15 protein-coding genes are annotated in these 18187 nt (G+C 47.2%); 4 read left to right on the top strand and 11 right to left on the bottom strand.

Annotation, left to right across the window (positions count from 1 at the left end):
- Positions 1-45: 45 nt before the first annotated feature.
- The 11 genes from V7051_RS20815 to V7051_RS20765 all read right to left on the bottom strand — a co-directional run bounded on the left by V7051_RS20815 (position 46) and on the right by V7051_RS20765 (position 12488).
- Complete coding sequence (locus tag V7051_RS20815) at positions 46-351, bottom strand: integration host factor subunit beta (protein ID WP_006893893.1); 306 nt, start codon at positions 349-351, stop codon at positions 46-48.
- Between the two features lie 64 nt (positions 352-415).
- Positions 416-2077: a 30S ribosomal protein S1 gene (rpsA, locus tag V7051_RS20810; protein WP_333878280.1), complete on the bottom strand. Its 1662-nt coding sequence runs from the start codon at positions 2075-2077 to the stop codon at positions 416-418.
- Between the two features lie 102 nt (positions 2078-2179).
- Positions 2180-2836: a (d)CMP kinase gene (gene cmk / locus V7051_RS20805; RefSeq protein ID WP_333878279.1), complete on the bottom strand. Its 657-nt coding sequence runs from the start codon at positions 2834-2836 to the stop codon at positions 2180-2182.
- Positions 2836-4155 carry a 3-phosphoshikimate 1-carboxyvinyltransferase gene (gene aroA / locus V7051_RS20800; protein ID WP_333878277.1) on the bottom strand — a complete coding sequence of 440 codons (1320 nt, stop codon included), beginning with the start codon at positions 4153-4155 and terminating at the stop codon, positions 2836-2838. The genes cmk and aroA overlap by 1 nt, the downstream gene beginning before the upstream one ends.
- A gap of 1 nt (position 4156) precedes the next feature.
- Positions 4157-5035 (bottom strand): prephenate dehydrogenase, encoded by an 879-nt coding sequence (locus tag V7051_RS20795; protein WP_333878276.1) that lies wholly within the window; start codon positions 5033-5035, stop codon positions 4157-4159.
- Entirely contained in the window at positions 5028-6143 is a 1116-nt protein-coding gene (gene hisC / locus V7051_RS20790) for a histidinol-phosphate transaminase (RefSeq protein ID WP_333878275.1), read from the bottom strand. Before hisC ends, V7051_RS20795 begins: the two co-directional genes overlap by 8 nt.
- 53 nt (positions 6144-6196) lie before the next feature.
- Complete coding sequence (gene pheA / locus V7051_RS20785) at positions 6197-7282, bottom strand: prephenate dehydratase (RefSeq protein WP_333878273.1); 1086 nt, start codon at positions 7280-7282, stop codon at positions 6197-6199.
- A 30-nt stretch (positions 7283-7312) separates the two neighbouring features.
- Positions 7313-8392: a 3-phosphoserine/phosphohydroxythreonine transaminase gene (gene serC, locus V7051_RS20780; RefSeq protein ID WP_333878271.1), complete on the bottom strand. Its 1080-nt coding sequence runs from the start codon at positions 8390-8392 to the stop codon at positions 7313-7315.
- Positions 8392-11028 carry a DNA gyrase subunit A gene (gene gyrA, locus V7051_RS20775; RefSeq protein ID WP_333878269.1) on the bottom strand — a complete coding sequence of 879 codons (2637 nt, stop codon included), beginning with the start codon at positions 11026-11028 and terminating at the stop codon, positions 8392-8394. The genes serC and gyrA overlap by 1 nt, the downstream gene beginning before the upstream one ends.
- Positions 11029-11261: 233 nt before the next feature.
- On the bottom strand, positions 11262-11981 hold the full coding sequence (locus V7051_RS20770) for a dienelactone hydrolase family protein (RefSeq protein ID WP_333878268.1): 720 nt from the start codon (positions 11979-11981) through the stop codon (positions 11262-11264).
- Positions 11982-11996: 15 nt separating this feature from the next.
- Entirely contained in the window at positions 11997-12488 is a 492-nt protein-coding gene (locus V7051_RS20765; RefSeq protein ID WP_333878266.1) for a low molecular weight protein-tyrosine-phosphatase, read from the bottom strand.
- Positions 12489-12853: 365 nt separating this feature from the next.
- Between V7051_RS20765 and V7051_RS20760 the strand changes: the two genes are divergently transcribed.
- The 4 genes from V7051_RS20760 (at position 12854) to V7051_RS20745 (ending at position 17446) form a co-directional block, all read left to right on the top strand.
- Positions 12854-13288 carry a GFA family protein gene (locus V7051_RS20760; RefSeq protein ID WP_333878264.1) on the top strand — a complete coding sequence of 145 codons (435 nt, stop codon included), beginning with the start codon at positions 12854-12856 and terminating at the stop codon, positions 13286-13288.
- 551 nt (positions 13289-13839) lie between these two features.
- Complete coding sequence (locus tag V7051_RS20755) at positions 13840-15681, top strand: ABC transporter ATP-binding protein/permease (protein WP_334181174.1); 1842 nt, start codon at positions 13840-13842, stop codon at positions 15679-15681.
- 895 nt (positions 15682-16576) lie between these two features.
- On the top strand, positions 16577-17101 hold the full coding sequence (locus V7051_RS20750) for a PRC-barrel domain-containing protein (protein ID WP_333878261.1): 525 nt from the start codon (positions 16577-16579) through the stop codon (positions 17099-17101).
- 159 nt (positions 17102-17260) lie between these two features.
- Positions 17261-17446: a hypothetical protein gene (locus V7051_RS20745; protein ID WP_333878260.1), complete on the top strand. Its 186-nt coding sequence runs from the start codon at positions 17261-17263 to the stop codon at positions 17444-17446.
- The last annotated feature ends 741 nt before the right edge of the window (positions 17447-18187 follow it).

The raw sequence follows: 18187 nt of genomic DNA, 5'->3' as shown, positions 1-18187 counted from the left end.
ATTAAAGCTCTGCATAAGTTTTACAGAGCTTTAACACACTAACTATCAGTCAACTATCTTGCATTTTTCCCGTGAAGCATCCACTCGATCACGCAATTCCTTGCCTGGCTTAAAATGCGGTACATGTTTTTTTGATAATGCTACAGATTCACCTGTTTTAGGGTTGCGCCCCATACGAGGAGGACGCAAATGCAGTGAAAAACTACCAAATCCCCTGATCTCGATTCTTTCACCGGAAGATAACGCCTGATTCATTTGTTCAATGATGCATTTTACCGCTATTTCTACATCTTTCTGTGCCAGATGCGGCTGATGTTTGGCAAGTGCTTCAATTAATTCTGATTTTGTCACATTCTATCCTGCGAAAACAAATAAAATTAAAGGAGCATGCATGGGTGCATGCTCCTCATGATTTTTATTTTTCCATCTGCTTAAAGATATCAGCGAAAGTAGGAGCGCCAATTGATTGCTGAGAATGATCTTTAATAGAATGAGATTCTTCGTCGTTGTCTTTAGCTTTAATCGATAAAGAAATTGATTTGCTTTTCTTATCTACGCCGATGAATTTAGCTTCAAGTTCATCGCCTTCTTTTAACAAAGTTCTGGCATCTTCAACGCGATCACGTTGAATTTCAGAAGCACGTAAGTAGCCTTCAACATGATCAGCCAAAGTGATAACCGCGCCTTTAGCATCAACTTCTTTAACAGTTCCTTTTACCAAGCTGCCTTTTTCATGAGTAGCCAGGAAGTTTTGGAATGGATCTTGTTCAAGCTGTTTAATACCTAAAGAGATACGCTCACGTTCAGAATCAACCGCTAAAATAACAGTTTCCAACTCATCGCCTTTCTTGAAGTCGCGAACCGAAGCTTCGCCTTCATCTGCCCATGAAATATCGGACATATGAACCAAGCCATCGATACCGCCATCCAAGCCGATGAAAATACCAAAATCAGTAATTGATTTGATTTTTCCTGAGATTTTATCGCCTTTGTTATGCGTTGCTGCAAATTCATCCCAAGGATTAGTTTTGCATTGTTTCATGCCTAAAGAAATACGACGACGTTCTTCATCGATTTCCAGAACCATGACTTCGACTTCATCGCCCAATTGAACGAGTTTAGAAGGATTAACGTTTTTGTTAGTCCAGTCCATTTCTGAAACGTGAACCAAGCCTTCTACGCCTTCTTCAATTTCAACAAAGCAACCGTAATCAGTTAGGTTATTTACTTTACCGAATACGCGTGTGCCTGCTGGGTAGCGACGGGCAATGTTTTGCCAAGGATCTTCACCCATTTGCTTCATACCTAATGAAACACGGTTTTTATCTTTGTCGTATTTCAGGACTTTAACTTTAATTTCCTGACCGATTTCTACGCACTCGGACGGATGACGTACGCGTCTCCATGCCATATCAGTGATGTGTAACAGACCGTCAATACCACCAAGATCGATAAACGCGCCGTAATCGGTCAGGTTTTTAACCACACCGGTAACCACTGCGCCTTCTTCCAGCGTTTTCAGCAATTCTTCTCTTTCAGCACTGTATTCTTTTTCTACAACAGCACGACGAGACAGAACCACGTTGTTACGTTTTTGATCGATTTTTATAACTTTGAATTCCAGATCACGATTTTCCAGGAAAGTCGTGTCTCTGATCGGGCGAACATCAACCAGCGAACCAGGCAAGAAGGCACGTAAGGCACCAACAGCCACAGTGAAACCACCGCGAACTTTGCCGGTAATACGACCGATAATGGTTGCTTCTTTTTCAAACGCATGTTCAAGTTCGGACCAAGCTTTGTTTTTCTTCGCTTTATCACGAGAAAGAAGTGTAGCACCCAAGCCGTCTTCAAATAAATCAAGGGCAACCTCGACTTCGTCGCCAATGGCAACTTCTAATTCGCCATCATTATTTAGAAACTGCCATTTTGGAATGACACCTTCTGATTTCGAATGGGTGCTGACGATGATCATATCGTTTTCGATATCAACAACCGTACCCATTAACATGGCACCAGGACGCATTTCCGTCTTGATTAGACTTTCTTCAAATAATTCAGCAAAGCTTTCGCTCATTTTCCATTCCCAAGCCTGTCGAAACACGAACAAGCCTTTTCTTTATCAAAGTTAAAAAAAGATCACACCCAAACCATTTTGAGGCGACCACATAAAAAATCCTTATTGGATTAAATTCAGCACTTCATCAATAACAGATTCTAATGTCATATCCGAAGAATCAATATAAAGCGCGTCACTCGCCATAGCTAACGGAGCTGCCTTGCGCTCCATATCCCGGCGATCACGCTCTTCTATCTCATGAGTTATCTGGGCTAGATTAGCATCATTCCCTTTTTCTATCAACTGTTTATATCGCCTCTTAGCTCTTTCGGCGGCACTGGCGGTTAAAAACACCTTATTTTCAGCATCAGGAAAAACTACCGTCCCCATGTCGCGCCCGTCTGCAACCAAGCCTGGCAACTGTTTAAAATCTTTCTGTTTTTGCAATAAAACGCTTCTGACTTCAGGCAGCGCGGCAACGACGGAAGCGGCATTTCCGGTACCTTCAAGGCCTAATTGGGCGGATATATCTTCGCCGTCCAGCTTGACAATCAATTCATCGCCGCAATCAAACTCCAGCACCATTGCCCTCGCTATATTGACAATAGCTGCCTCATCTTCCAGGTCAGCTTGCTGCTTTAACGCAGCAACTGCCAATGAACGATAGATAGAGCCGCTATCCAGATAGTTCCAGCCTAGCTTTTTTGCCACGGCTCTACTAACAGTGCCTTTTCCGGCACCGCTTGGACCGTCAATCGTCAATACAGGAACAGTCACTATTCTTCCTTGCAAACAAGGTCAAGACCTAAGCGTAAGGCCAAATCCCTAAACTCGGGGAAAGAGGTATTCACGTTTTCACAGTCATGAATTGTAATTGACGCGTTGGCACGCAAGCCGGCAATTGAAAATGACATCGCAATCCGGTGATCGCCATGCGAGATAACTTCGCCGCCGCCAATCGAACCGCCTTGAATTACCATGCCGTCTTCGGTCGGCTGAGCATCCACACCTAATATTTGCAAACCGTCCGCCATGACCTGAATACGGTCCGACTCTTTAACTCTAAGCTCTTCCGCTCCGGTTAACCGTGTTTGGCCTTCTGCGCAAGCAGCGGCAACAAACAAAACAGGGAACTCGTCAATAGCCAGCGGCACCAAGTGTTCTGGAATATCTATGCCTTTAAGAGGACTGTAAACCACATGCAGGTCGGCCACCGGCTCGCCGCCGACAGTCCGCTCGTTAAGGACCTCGATATTAGCACCCATCAATCTGAGAATATCGATGACGCCGGTACGTGTCGGATTAATGCCGACATGCTTCAACAGCAGATCGGAGCCCGGCGCAATGGATGCGCCGACCAGAAAAAACGCTGCCGATGAAATATCGCTGGGCACATCGATATCGGCCGCCGTTAAATAGCCTTCAGCAGTAATGCTGATCTTATTGCCTTCCTGCTTTACCGGGTAATTAAAACCGGTCAGCATGCGCTCGGTATGATCGCGGGTAGGCGCAGGCTCGGTAACGCTGGTTACGCCTTGCGCATACATGCCTGCCAGTAATAGACAGGATTTGACCTGAGCGCTGGCGATCGGCATCGCATAATCAATGCCGGTCAACTGCCCTGCCCTACCGGTGATATGTAAGGGAGCCGTGCCACGCTCGGTAGTTTTTATATTGGCGCCCATTGCTGCCAATGGTGCTGTAACTCTTTTCATTGGTCTGCCGGACAATGATTTATCGCCGGTTAGTACCGAGTTGAATGCTTGCCCTGCCAATAAACCGCTCAGCAAACGCATTGATGTTCCTGAGTTGCCCAGGTACAAATCATTTTTAGGCGCTTTTAAACCATGCTTGCCGACGCCGTGTATGGTTAATTCGCCATTGACCGGACCTTCAATTTCAACACCCATATCGCGAAAAGCCTGCAAAGTTGCCAGCGCGTCTTCCGCCTCAAGAAAGCCTTTTACATGAGTCACGCCTTCAGCCAGCGAACCCAACATGATTGATCGGTGCGACATGGATTTATCGCCGGGCACACGTGCCTCGCCTTGTAATTTACCGCCGGGTTGAACCTGAAATGTGATTGATTTTGACATATTAATTATTATCGAACTGGTCAAGAAAGCGTTGCCGTGCATTTCTGGCATACGTAAAGGTTTCAAAAAGTTGCCGGGTATCGTTACTTTCCAGCAAACGTTGTATTTTATCCAATTCTCCTTTTAGCTGCTCAATTAAAGGGATGATTTCGTCTTTATTGGCGGCGCAAATATCCTGCCACATAGTCGGATCGCTGGAAGCAATCCGCGTAAAATCCCTGAATCCGCCGGCCGCATATTTAAAAATCTCACTCTGCTCGTCTTTATGGCCGAGCATATCGACCAACGCAAAAGCCAGGATATGCGGTAAATGGCTGGTTGCGGCCAACACACCGTCATGATGCTGCACATCCATCACCGACACCAACGACCCCAACCGCTCCCAGAAACACTGGATTTTTTGCACCGCTTCAGGATTGGTGTTGCTAACCGGTGTGATAATCAGGCGTTTATTTAGAAACAAGCCGTTCACTGAAGCTGTAACACCACTTTGTTCTGCTCCGGCAATAGGATGCGCAGGAACCAGGTTATCAGGCACAAGCCCGAAAACATGCTCTGCGGCGGCAATGACGCTGCCTTTGGTGCTGCCTACGTCAGTATAAATCGCATCGTCCGACCAAAACGGCTTAAGCTCGGAAAAAATACTTTCGATGCTCGCAACCGGCGTCGCAATCACTACACAATCGGCGCCTTGAACGGCTTTGGGAAGCTCTAGCGTATAGTCGTCAATAACACCTAATTGTTTTGCCGTTTGCAGATTTTGCTCATCGAACTTGCGGCCGTATCCGACTATGTTACTGCATAAACCCTGTTGCCGTGCTGCGCGGGCGATAGACCCGCCGATCAAGCCGACGCCGATAATGCAAAGCCGATTAAACATTATCCGATAATACTTCAGTTAATGCCTGTAAAAACAGCTGGTTTTCCGCCTGCGTACCGATGGTAATGCGTAGATGATTAGGCAACTCATAAACACCGACTGGCCTGACGATAACCCCTTTGCGCAACAAAGCCTCATAAATCGGCGTAGCGGGTTGCTTCATGTCGACTAAGACAAAATTACCCGCCGATGGAATCCATTCCAACCCCAGTTTTTTGAAACCTTCAGTTATAAACTTCATGCCTTGAGCATTAACAGTAATGGTGTTTTGCAAATGCTCTGTATCCGTCAACGCCGCTTCAGCGGCGGCCAAGGCCAGCATATTATTATTAAAGGGCTGGCGCACCCGATTCAGGATGTCGGCCAGTTGCGGACTGGACAAACCATATCCTACGCGCAATCCGGCCAGTCCGTAGGCCTTGGAAAAGGTGCGTGTAATTAATAAATTAGGATATTTTTCCAACCAGGCGATTGAATTATCAGTGCTATCGTCACCTACAAATTCGCAATAAGCTTCATCAAGCACGCACACGCATGTGTCCGGCAACGCCCCAATAAATGCCTCCAAATCGGCATGGCTCAGCAATGTACCGGTGGGATTATTAGGATTCGCTATAAAAACCAGTCGCGTTTTGGTCGTAACTCTTTGCAGCATGGCATCCAAATCGTGGCCGTAATTTAAGGCAGGAGCGACAACCGCCTTGGCGCCAACCGCTTGAGTCACTATGGGATATACGGCAAAAGCATGCTGCGAAAAAACCACTTCAAATTCCGGCGTTAAAAACGCCCTGGCCACCAACTCCAGAATCTCATTGGAGCCATTTCCCAGCGTAATCTGGCCCATATCAACAGCATACTTTTTCGCTAATGCGAGCTTTAAATTAAAACCGTTGCCATCCGGGTATAAGGCCAAATCATTCAAAGTTGCCTGTATCGCAGCCAAGGCTTTTTTTCCAGGCCCTAAAGGATTTTCATTAGACGCAAGTTTTATAATGTGAGAAAGCCCAAGCTCACGCTCAAGTTCTTCGATTGGCTTGCCGGGCGCATAAGGGATAAGCTTTTGCACTCCGGACACGGCAAGGCTGTAAATTTTATCAGTGTTATTCATGGAGTTTGTTTGAGAGTGTTTAAAACTCACGTCTAAAGGATGAGAAAGAAAAATTAGAGTACAGATTTAGGATAAGAACCCAAAAGTTTGAGCATATTAACGTTGTCATTCAATATAGCTAGAGCTTGGGCAACATCGTCATCTTCACTGTGGCCTTCAATATCGATAAAAAACACATAATCCCATAATCCTTGACGTGACGGCCTGGATTCAATATGCACCATATCGATGTTAAATCTTGCGAAAGGCTCAAGTATCCTATGCAACGCACCAGGCTGATTGCCTGTAGAAACAACCAGCGAGGTTTTATCGTTACCCGTGGAAGCAGATATTTGCTGTCCGATAATGATAAAACGGGTGGTATTATTGGATTCGTCCTCGATATTTTTTTCGATGACATTCAACTGATAAATTTCAGCGGCAACAATGCCTGCTATCGCAACCGCCTGTTTATTGCTTGACGCCAATCTTGCGCCTTCGGTATTGCTGCTGACCGCAGTTCGCTTGGCGTTCGGCAAATGGTTATCCAACCATTGCCGACACTGCGCCAAAGATTGCTGATGCGAAAATACCTCAGTGACTTCATCCAGGCTATCTACCAGCCCCAACAAGTTTTGATGCACCCTGATTTCAACCTCGCCGCATATTTTTAGCGGCGAATTCAAAAACCTGTCCAGCGTATGACTGATGATACCCTCAGTAGAGTTTTCGACCGGCACGACGCCGAACTGGCAGTTACCGTTTTCCACCGCATTGAAAATATCGTTAATGGTTACAGCCGGCACGGTTTTAACCGCCGAGCCGAAATGTTTAATTGCAGCTTGCTGGGTGAATGTGCCCTCGGGACCTAAATAAGCTACCTCCAGCGGTTTTTCCAGCGCCAAGCACGCCGACATCAACTCCCTGAAAAAATGAGCTGCCGTATCATCGGATAAAGGCCCCTGATTCAAGTCTTTGATGCGTCGCAATACCAATGACTCGCGATCCGGGCGATAAAATGTCCCTTGCTCACCCTGTGCAATCTTGGTTTTAGCAACTTCCATTGCACAAGACGCACGCTGATTAATCAATTGCAGAATCTGCTTATCGATTGCATCAATTTTGTCTCTTAATTCAGAAAGGGGTGTGACGGATGACATGGTGGCCTGATTCAAATATTAGGTTTTCGATTAATGGGTGCGTTCAAACTCAGCCATAAAATCAATCAAAGCCTGCACACCGGCCTCCGGCATCGCATTATAAATACTGGCCCGCATGCCGCCCACTGAGCGATGACCTTTCAGCTCAAACAGTCCATTAGCTTCCGCAGCCGCCAAAAACGGCTTATCCAGGTTTTCATCGGCCAGAATAAACGGCACATTCATTCTTGAGCGGGACGCAATTTCTACCGGATTTGAATACAAAGCCGACTGGTCGATGGCCTGATACAGTTTCGCCGCTTTAGCGATATTGTGTTGCTCGATAGACTCAACACCGCCCTGCTCTTTTAACCATTTAAGCACCAGCCCAACCAGATACCAGTTGTAAGTTGCCGGTGTATTCAGCATGGACTGATTTTTTGCCTGTTCGGCATAGTTGAAAACGGAAGGTACTGTTTTTGGCGCATGCCCGACCAAATCGTCTCTGACTATCACCACGGTGACACCAGCTGGCCCCATATTTTTTTGGGTTCCGGCATAAATCAGGCCGTACTGGCTGACATCAATCTTGCGCGATAAAATATTCGATGACATATCCGACACCAGCGGCAAGCCCTTACTGTCCGGGCAAGACTGGAACTCTACGCCGTGAATGGTTTCATTCGAGGTATAGTGCAGATAAGCTGCTTGACTATCGATGGCCCAACTTGCAGCATCAGGAATCGTGGTAAATTTTGTACTTTCTGAGCTGGCGCTAACTACCACATCGCAATAAGCCCCGGCGTCCTTGATGGCTTTTTCCGACCAAGCGCCGGTATTCAAGTAACAGGCTTTGTTTTTACCGTTCAATATATTCTGGGGTATTAACGAAAATTGCGCCGATGCACCGCCTTGCAGAAACAAAACCTTATAGCTCTCGGGGATAGCCAGCAGAGCTCTCAAATCGCTTTCCAGCTCTTCGGCAATAATCGAGAAATGCTTGCCTCGGTGGCTCATTTCCATGACCGACATGCCGCTATCACGCCATTCCAGCATTTCTTGTTGCGCATGCTGCAATACCGACTCAGGGAATGCAGACGGCCCTGCGCTAAAATTATAAACTCTAGACATTATGATTCCTCACCTGATTCAATATCGTCATTTGTTGATTCTTCCGATGTACCCAGCTCTGACTCGGCATCATCTAAAAGAACGTCTTCATCGTCCGCATCATCTACCCCGGCCAAGCCTTCGATACGATCAACGCCGATCACTTTTTCTTTCTTATCCAGCCGGATAATTGTTACGCCCTGAGTATTCCGTCCAACCACAGAAATGCCGTCAACCCGTGTACGGACCAAGGTGCCTCCATCGGTAATCAGCATAATTTCATCGTGATCATTAACCAGCACTGCGCCAACAACAGCGCCGTTGCGCGCAGACGTTTGTATCGCGATCAGGCCTTGGCCGCCGCGTTTATGGCAGGTAAACTCTTCCAGCTTGGTTCGCTTGCCGTAGCCGTTTTCGGTGATATTCAGCACTGTGCCTTCGGTTGCGATAATCAGGGAAATGACCTTCTGCCCTTCTTGCAAACGAATTCCGCGCACTCCTGACGCCGTTCTGCCCATCGAGCGCACATCCTCTTCATTAAAACAGACTGCCTTGCCCGTGCTGCTAAATAGCAATACGTTTTGATGGCCGTCGGTCACTGCGACACCCACCAGCGTATCACCTTCTCTTAAATCGATGGCGATTTTGCCGTTAGCACGCTGACGCTCGAATTCTTTCAATGGGGTCTTTTTGACGGTACCCGCCGAGGTCGCCATGAAAATGAATTTAGTGTCGGTAAATTCGCGTATTGGCAGCAGTGCATTGATTTTTTCGTTTTGCTCCAGCGGCAGCAGGTTGACGAAAGGCTTGCCTCTGGCAGCGCGGCTCGCAACCGGCAATTGATAAACTTTAAGCCAGTAAACCTTGCCCAAGGATGAAAAGCACAAAATGGTATCGTGTGTATTCGCCACAATCAGCTTATCGACATAATCCAGCTCTTTAGTGGCTGTTGCCGATTTGCCGCGACCGCCGCGTCGTTGCGCCTTGTAATCGCTCAGAGGCTGGGACTTGACGTAACCTTCGTGCGACATGGTCACGACCATATCTTCTTCGGTAATCAGATCTTCATCGGATAAGTCCGAATGATTTTGTAAGATTTCCGTACGCCGCTCGTCGGAATACTGTTCTTTGATTGCGACCAATTCTTCCCTGATAATCTCCATCAGACGAACGTCGCTGCCCAGAATAAACAGGTACTCATCGATTTGTTCAAGCAACTGCTTGTATTCATTGACTATCTTGTCCTGCTCCAGACCGGTCAAACGATGCAGACGCAACTCAAGAATGGCCTGAGCCTGGGTTTCAGACAGGCGGTAAATTCCGGCATGAATACCGAATTCCACCGGTAAATCATCCGGTCTTGAACGATCCGCATCGGCGCGGTCCAACAACGCTGCAACCAGCCCTGCATCCCAGTTTTTCTCCAACAAACCGACTTTAGCATCGGCCGGTGTGGCAGCCGCCTTAATCAGCGCAATCATTTCGTCGATATTGGCTAAAGCAATCGCAAGCCCTTCTAAAATATGGGCTCTTTCCCTGGCTTTGCGCAGGTTATAAATCGTTCTACGGGTAACAATTTCCCGTCTGTGGTTGATAAAAGCGCTGATAATCTCTCTGAGATTCATGCAATGCGGACGGCCATCCAGCAGCGCAACCATATTGATGCCGAACACGGTCTGAAATTGCGTCTGCTTGTACAGATTATTTAACACCACCTCGGGCATTTCGCCTCGACGCAGTTCAATAACCATGCGCATGCCGTCTTTATCCGACTCGTCGCGCAGGCCAGAAATGCCTTCAAGCTTGCCTTCTTTAACCAGCTCGGCAATTTTCTCCAACAATCTGGCCTTGTTGACCTGATAGGGTAATTCGGTAGTGATAATCGCTTGCCGGCTGCTGTCGCCGATATCTTCAAAATGGCAACGCGCGCGCAAATAGATCTTGCCGCGTCCAGTGGTATAAGCGTTGTAGATACCGGAAGCACCGTTGATAATGGCCGCCGTAGGAAAGTCAGGCCCAGGGATATGAGCCATCAAGTCATGCACAGTCAGATCCGGTTGGTCGATCATCGCCAGACAGGCACTGATCACTTCGGACAAATTATGCGGCGGAATATTGGTAGCCATGCCCACCGCGATACCGGATGAACCGTTAATCAGTAAGGTCGGCACCCGAGTCGGCAAAACTTTCGGCTCAGACTCCGACTCGTCGTAGTTCGGCGCAAAATCGACTGTTTCCTTGTCCAGATCAGCCAGCAACTCATGAGCGATTTTCGACATGCGCACTTCGGTATAACGCATCGCCGCAGGAGAATCGCCGTCGACCGAACCGAAATTGCCCTGCCCGTCGATCAGCATATAACGCATTGAGAAATTCTGCGCCATCCGCACCATCGTGTCATAAACTGCGGTATCGCCGTGAGGATGGTATTTACCGATCACGTCACCGACCACACGCGCCGATTTTTTATAAGGCTTGTTCCAGTCGTTGCCCAATTCGCTCATCGCATACAACACACGGCGATGCACCGGCTTAAGGCCGTCTCTGACATCCGGAAGGGCTCGACCGACGATAACGCTCATAGCGTAATCGAGATAGGACTGTTTCATCTCATCTTCGAGATTGACAGGTATTATTTCTTTAGCGAAGTTTGACATTGATCCCTATATTACAGTGTGCCGTTAATACAGACCGGCATGGTTTCATGTCTAAGTATGAACACACTTTTCCTGATTTTTTTTGTTTAAGTGTAACTACACGACATGAAATAAGCTGAAGATTATAACAAATTGTCTGAATAGTGTCGAAGCTGATAATGTTTTATGAAGGCTTCTTATGTATGTTCTTTGCATCCAGCAACCTTAAGCTTTTATTTAACAGACATACCTTGTCAGGCGAATATCTCTTTCAAAAAGTTTTGCATCGCTATCCATGAACGCCGGTCCGCATCGGGCCGATAGACCATACCTGACGCTGGATCATTGGCAATCGGATTGGTGAACGCATGCATGGTATGGCCGTATGTATGCAACTGCCAGTCTGCGCCCGCTTCGGTCATTTCCTGTTCAAAAGCGAGCATTTGTTCTGTCGGAGCCAACGGATCGTCCCGGCCATGCAACGCCAGGATTTTTGCCTTAATGGTGTTCCCCTGAGTATTACCCGGCGCAGCCAGCAAGCCATGAAAACTGACTACACCTTTAATATCGACGCCTGTCCTGGCCAAATCAAGCGAGCACAAACCTCCGAAACAAAAACCCATCGCGGCGATTTTGCTGTCGTCAACCCAAGGCATCAATTTCACCGCAGCCAAAGCCGCTTTCATGCGCTGTTGCAGCATGGCACGGTCGGCCATAAAAGGCTGCATCAGCTTCATGTTTTCTTCCGGACCCGAGCCTAAAACCCCTTTGCCATACATATCAACTGCAAAGCCGACATAACCGAGAGCTGCAAGTTTTTTGGCTTTTTCGGCAACGAAGTCATCCCGCCCAGCCCAGGTATGATTGATTAAAACCGCCGGTCTGCGGCCTGAAAGCGCATCGTCAAATGCAAAAAAAGCTTCTAAAACTACATCGCCGTCCATATAAGCGACGGTATTCGATACGATTGCCATGATTGCCTCCTTTACTTAAATGTAACCCGATTCCCGCAAGGCTTTTAGAAAACCGGCGGAAGCCTCTTCTACCATATCCAACACTCGTTCAAAACCGTATGCGCCGCCATAATAAGGATCGGGCACCTGACGTTCCTTTAGATGCGGCGCATAATCGAGAAAATATTTGATTTTGGTTTTGTGTTGTTCGGGACAGGCGCTAACCAGTATTGAATAATTTTCATCATCCATCGCCAATACATAGTCGAAATCCTCGAAATCCCCATGAATGACTTGCCTGGCCCGCAAATTAGACAAATCAATACCCCGTTCAAGCGCCGCCGATTGTGAACGCAAGTCAGGCTCATTGCCAACGTGATATGCATGAGTGCCGGCCGAATCGATAGTAAAATGCGCTTCCAAATTATGATCTCGGACCAGTTTTGTAAAAACGCCTTCAGCCGTGGGTGACCGGCAGATATTACCCATGCAGACAAAAAGCACCTTTATTTTTTCTTTATTTTTCAATTTCTTATACCAATAAAACCATAAGTTCTAAGTCTGTTTTTCGATTTTTTTTGTTAAATTATATCAGATAGTTAGAATTTTATTTTGGGGAATGAAAACAGCTATAAACATGAAATATTTAACCGGTGAGTGAAGCCTGATTACAATAGTAAGTAAAGTTAAAGCCGGTCCATCTTAAGTTGCGCTGTGTCGGTAATCATAACGAAATTGACCGACGGCCGTAAGCACAAGGATGCGCGCGAATCGTTCGCGATTGATGCGCTGCTTCGTACCTCAACTCATCCTACGGCACTACATAGCCGAGTCGTGCATAAGCAACATGCCCGGCGCACTGAACATAATCTCATTCACAAAGGAGATATATCATGAGCAATAAAAAAACTTATACAGGCCGTTGCTTTTGTGGCGAGGTACAATTTACCGTCAACGGCGAGCCGGATGTGATGGGCTATTGTCACTGCGAATCATGTCGGCACTGGTCGGCAGGACCTGTCAACGCCTTTACTTTATGGAAACCCGAGGCGGTGCAGATCACGCGGGGAGCAGACAATATAGGAACTTACAACAAGACGCCGCGTAGCTATCGCAAATGGTGCAAAACGTGTGGAGGACATATCTTCACCGAGCATCCCGGCTGGGGCCTCATCGACGTTTATGCAGCAGTCATTCCTGACTTCCCTTACCACGCCAGCGTCCATGTCAACTATCAGGAGACTGTACTACGCATCAAGGATGGGTTGCCGAAGATGAAAGACGTCCCGAAGGAAATGGGTGGCTCGGGCATCAGCTTAGCGGAATAATACTTTATGGCAATTTCGCTGGCAGGCAAACCGTTATATATAGCGTGGATAGAGCTAAACAAAGTGAAGCGCATCGCTCGCGATTGATGCGCTTCGTGCCTCAGCACATCCTGAGGTCCTTTTTGACGCAGTGAAGCAATTTTCAATTTTTAAAAAAGGTTCGGAATATCTCAAAAAACAGAGTTAAAAAATATATTAAAAATTAACCTCACTAATATGGCTCAAGCTCATAAAGAAATTTTTGTTTGTTTATTCCCTGACTTCTATTATCTAAATCCTTATCTAAATATCATAAGCGGCGATTGATTTTGAAATTCATAATCAACACTTATGATGTATGATGACTGAAATTATCTAAGTCATCGTTACACCATACAGTGTTATCTTGAATGGTGAGGCCACTTTCTCGATGCTTAGCCAGTTGGTTATATACAAATGCCTTACCGAGCAATATTCTTTCCGACAACGAATGGTTCAGTGGAACTGCAATCGATTGGATTGATACCCCAAGACAGATTCGTCTTATTTACTTCTTTCAAATAATCAAGAGCATGGATCCAACCCCATCCACCGACAAAATAATAATCGACAACAAGTCTTTCAGTACAAACTGCCGGCAACTTTGGATCATGTCCAAGGCATTTTTCGCCTCGGAGCGCCAATCTAAAGCAATAAGGCTGGCCTGTATCCTACTCGCTTTAGTCCTTTCCGTCGCAGGGGTACAGGTACTCATGAGTTATGTGGCGAGAGATTTCATGACTGCCATCTCAAAGAAGGACGCGTCCGCCTATTGGCAATTGCTGTGGTGGTATCTAGGTTTATTAGTCCTTGCAGTCCCACTCGGAGCTTACTACCGGTGGACTGAAGAACGTCTAGGCCTACTGTGGCGCGAATGGATGGCGCAGCACCTCATCAAACGGTACTTCAACAATCGGGCTTACTACAGGTTACGCGGCTCTGACAGTATCGACAACCCAGACCAGCGTATAAGTGAGGATGTACGCAATTTCACCACCCTTTCGCTGTCTTTTCTGCTCATCACGCTAAATGCCATGGTGACTGTCTTGGCGTTCATCGGCGTGCTGTGGACCATCTCCGCAACTCTGGTTGGCATGCTGTTCACCTACGCAGTGATCGGCACTGGATTGAGCATCCTCATCGGCCGCCGGCTAATCGGCCTGAACTATCAGCAGTATCAGAAAGAGGCAGATTTTCGCTACAGACTGGTACGCGTGCGTGACAACGCTGAATCTATTGCTTTCTATCGCGGTGAAAAGCGGGAGGGACTGGATCTGGTGGACCGCTTAGGTAAGGCTGTGCTGAACATGCTGGACATCATCGGCTGGAATCGAAACCTGGCGTTCTTCACCAGCAGCTACTACCAAGCCTCCATCCTCCTGCCGGTTGTAATCGTCGCTCCCATGTTCATGTCCGGAGAGGTGGAATTCGGCGTCGTCACCCAGTCAGCTGGGGCGTTCGCCCAGGTTCTGGCGGCTGTCTCGCTGATCATCGCACAGTTTGAGCGCTTGAGCACTTACCTGGCTGGCGTACAGCGCCTCGGCATGCTGTGGGACGAGTTGGATGAATTCGATGCGGAGGAAGATCGCGTGGCAATAGAGGGGAGCCAGGAAGTCGACGAGCACAGCATCAAGGTGAGCCTATACAACCTAACTGTGCGCACGCCGGATGGATTGAAAACGCTGGTGAATGACCTGTCCTTTGACCTACGCCGCAATCAGAGCCTCATCATCATGGGCGCAAGCGGTACCGGCAAGAGTTCTGTTCTCCGCACCATCGCCGGGTTATGGCCCATCGGTTCGGGCACGTTGGAACGGCCGCCATTGCGCGACATCATGTTCCTTCCCCAGCGTCCCTACATGATCGATGGCACCTTGCGCGATCAGTTACTCTATCCGTATCACGATCAAGGCTTTAGCGACGAGCAAATTCTGGAAATGGCAGGAAAAGTCAATCTATCGGATGTGTTGGAGCGAGTGGACAACGATCTGGATCGTGTAATGGACTGGATCAACGTACTTTCCATAGGAGAGCAACAGCGTGTGGCCTTCGCGCGACTCTTCTTGCGGAACCCCAAGTTTGCATTCCTCGACGAAGCAACCAGCGCACTCGATGAAAACAATCAAGAATGGTTGTATCATCTACTTAAAGAATCTAGCACCGGATTCATCAGTGTCGGGCACCGTACCACTTTAATCGAATATCATGATCGCGTCCTTCAACTGGACCGCTCAGGAAGCTGGAAAATAACGGAAGGGGCAGAACTTGGGCGATCTAAACCTGCCCTGGTTTATGCTCTTGATGCGGACAAGACCCAGGCCGGTCCACTATTCAATAAATTGTTTGGGCGAGATCAATCCCGCAAATCGCTTTGAGTGTAATTAAGTGGCCTGAAATCCAACGTTACGAAAAAGTACATTAGTGAACAGCACTCCGACATCGTGCTTTCTTTGTGCTATGTAAGCGAAATTCAATTCAATAATAAAACTTAATCTATTCTCGACTCTGTGACTCGCTATCTTTGCGAAAGTTCTTATGGGCCTTCCCCTGCCCAATAAGCGGCAAAAACGACGAGTCCCCTCATGCCTGCGGCGGCCCCTGCTGTATAGGGACACCTCCCGTTTTGCAAGCACAAATTACTTCTTAAGCCATTGCGCAACCTGCGCAACACGGTCGGACATCACGCTGACCAGTCAATAAATCGACCAGCTGGACTTATTTGCGAATGAAGGAGAAGTGCAAATGGACGCGGACCGTGTCAAAGCGGCTTGCGTGATCGTTTGGAGGGCCTGATCGGTGCGTTATCGGTCGCCACATCCGGCGTTGCCACATCAATCGACGACGGCTAAGAACTGAGCGCCGCTCATGTTGACTGCCTGTCCGACAGCCGCCATTTGGTTTAAGCGGTAAACAAATCCCCCAGTAATCATTCCCTCCGCTGATCTTTCGGCCAATGCTGAATGAAATCAGCGGCCAAATGCCAGATCTTAAGCCGGTAGGGTATGCAGTGCGTATCGTTTTTAACTCGACAAAACAAAAATAAAACTATGCGCAGCGTACGCTACATGACTGAATTCCGCCTTTTGTACGTTAGCGAACAGACTATCGAGTGTAAAACAATAATAATTGCTGAGGATGAGGAAGATGGAGATGGAGATCTGTAAGCGATCCGTCGTTGGAACTGAGCAGCAATTGAGTGCTCTCAACATACCTTATCAAGCTCGAAACTAACCGAGATACAGGATCATTTTACGAAGTTGGAGGGATAATATGAAAATATTTATTTACATTGTAGCCGTGTCTTTTTTGACTACAGCATTCGTGGGCAGCTCCTTTGCAGGTAGCGTCCAGGAGAAGCAACAGGAGGTACAAGAAAAAAAAATTGAACTCAATCAAGAGATCCAAAAGGAATCGGTCGAACGTTCCCAGGAGGCCAACAAGTCGATGCAGCAGGTGAGTCGCGCCAGTAAAATCATCGGTACCAAAGTAAAAAACCCAAACGGAGAAAATCTCGGCGACATCAAGGACTTAGTGATCGATCCGGAGAATGGCAAAGTGGTTTATGGCGTTGTTTCCTTCGGCGGTATATTGGGCATGGGGGACAAACTGTTTGCCATTCCATGGGACGCGCTCAGATGGAATCGTGATAAGGAGTATTACGTCCTCGATCTGGATAAAGAAACCTTAAAAAAGGCACCCGGTTTTGATAAGAAGCACTGGCCGGACACTACAAATAAATGGGATCGGTTGCGTGAAGAACTCAATCAATTTCCTTTCTATCACCCCAAGGGTTGACCGAAAACTGTTGATCTCAAGGAAGATATTCATAGCTGCCGCTAATAAGCGGCAGCAAAGCTAAGTTTATGATTTAGCAAAATTCCAAAATTTCCAGGGGTTAGTTTTTACATACCTGTGAAAAGAAATATTTAACAAAACAATAATTAGGATACTACTATGAAAAATAAACAAATTATAGCTTTAGGTTTAGTTACTTTGGCGTTATTGGCTGGCTGTAACAAAGAAAAGGAATCTACTACCTCTACCACCACCAAAAGCGTTACAACGCCGGCTTCGCCTGAAGAACCAGCTAAAACTGAGGAATCGACCTCAACAACCACAACCGAAACAAAAGGTAAATAATATACGATTACATTCTGTTGAGTGGCGACGTATTGATCCATGAGGTCTTTTGGGGCAGTGAAAGCACCAGCGCCAACATGGTGTTGATAGACTGCGCCGAATTCAACAATGCTGGTTTTGGGAGCGTATTTCCCGCTGGGCTGGCGGCGGGCAAGCTTCTAGTAGCAGGGTCAGCTCATTAAAATGGAAGTTATTTAGAATCAATAAGCTACAAGAACAAAAACTGCCAAAAAATGGCACTAAATACTTTAACTTATTGATTTAACGATACATCTAAAAGTCAAATGAGGTGACCATGCTTCTAGTAGTCAGTCATATTGAAGCGAATCGATAATTTATGATATAGCGATTGACTTTGTCGTAGTGAGGTTCAGTCATACCAGCCATCAAATATAAAGTCAATTTGACCGACGAAGAAAAATTTGAGTTGGAAGCCTTGCTTCATAAAGGTAAAAGCGCCGCTCGCAGCTAAACGCGAGCTCGCATTCTATTAAAAGCAGCCGCCGGTGTTCAGGATAAAGACATTATCCAGGCGCTGGAGGTGTCGCCGCCCATGGTGGCAAAGACCCGGCAAAAGTGTGACCTGATGCCGCCCTCAAAGATCGTCCTCGTCCCGGTCAAGCGCCCAAGTTAACGGATAAACAATGATTGCCATCGCCTGCAGCGATGCGCCGGAAGGACACTCACACTGGACCTTGCGGCTGTTAGCCGACAAAGTCGTGGAGCTGGACTATGCCGCTT

It is taken from the genome of Methylobacter sp. (assembly GCF_036845245.1).
Taxonomy (GTDB): domain Bacteria; phylum Pseudomonadota; class Gammaproteobacteria; order Methylococcales; family Methylomonadaceae; genus Methylobacter_A.
This window is presented reverse-complemented; position numbering and strand designations above follow the sequence as displayed.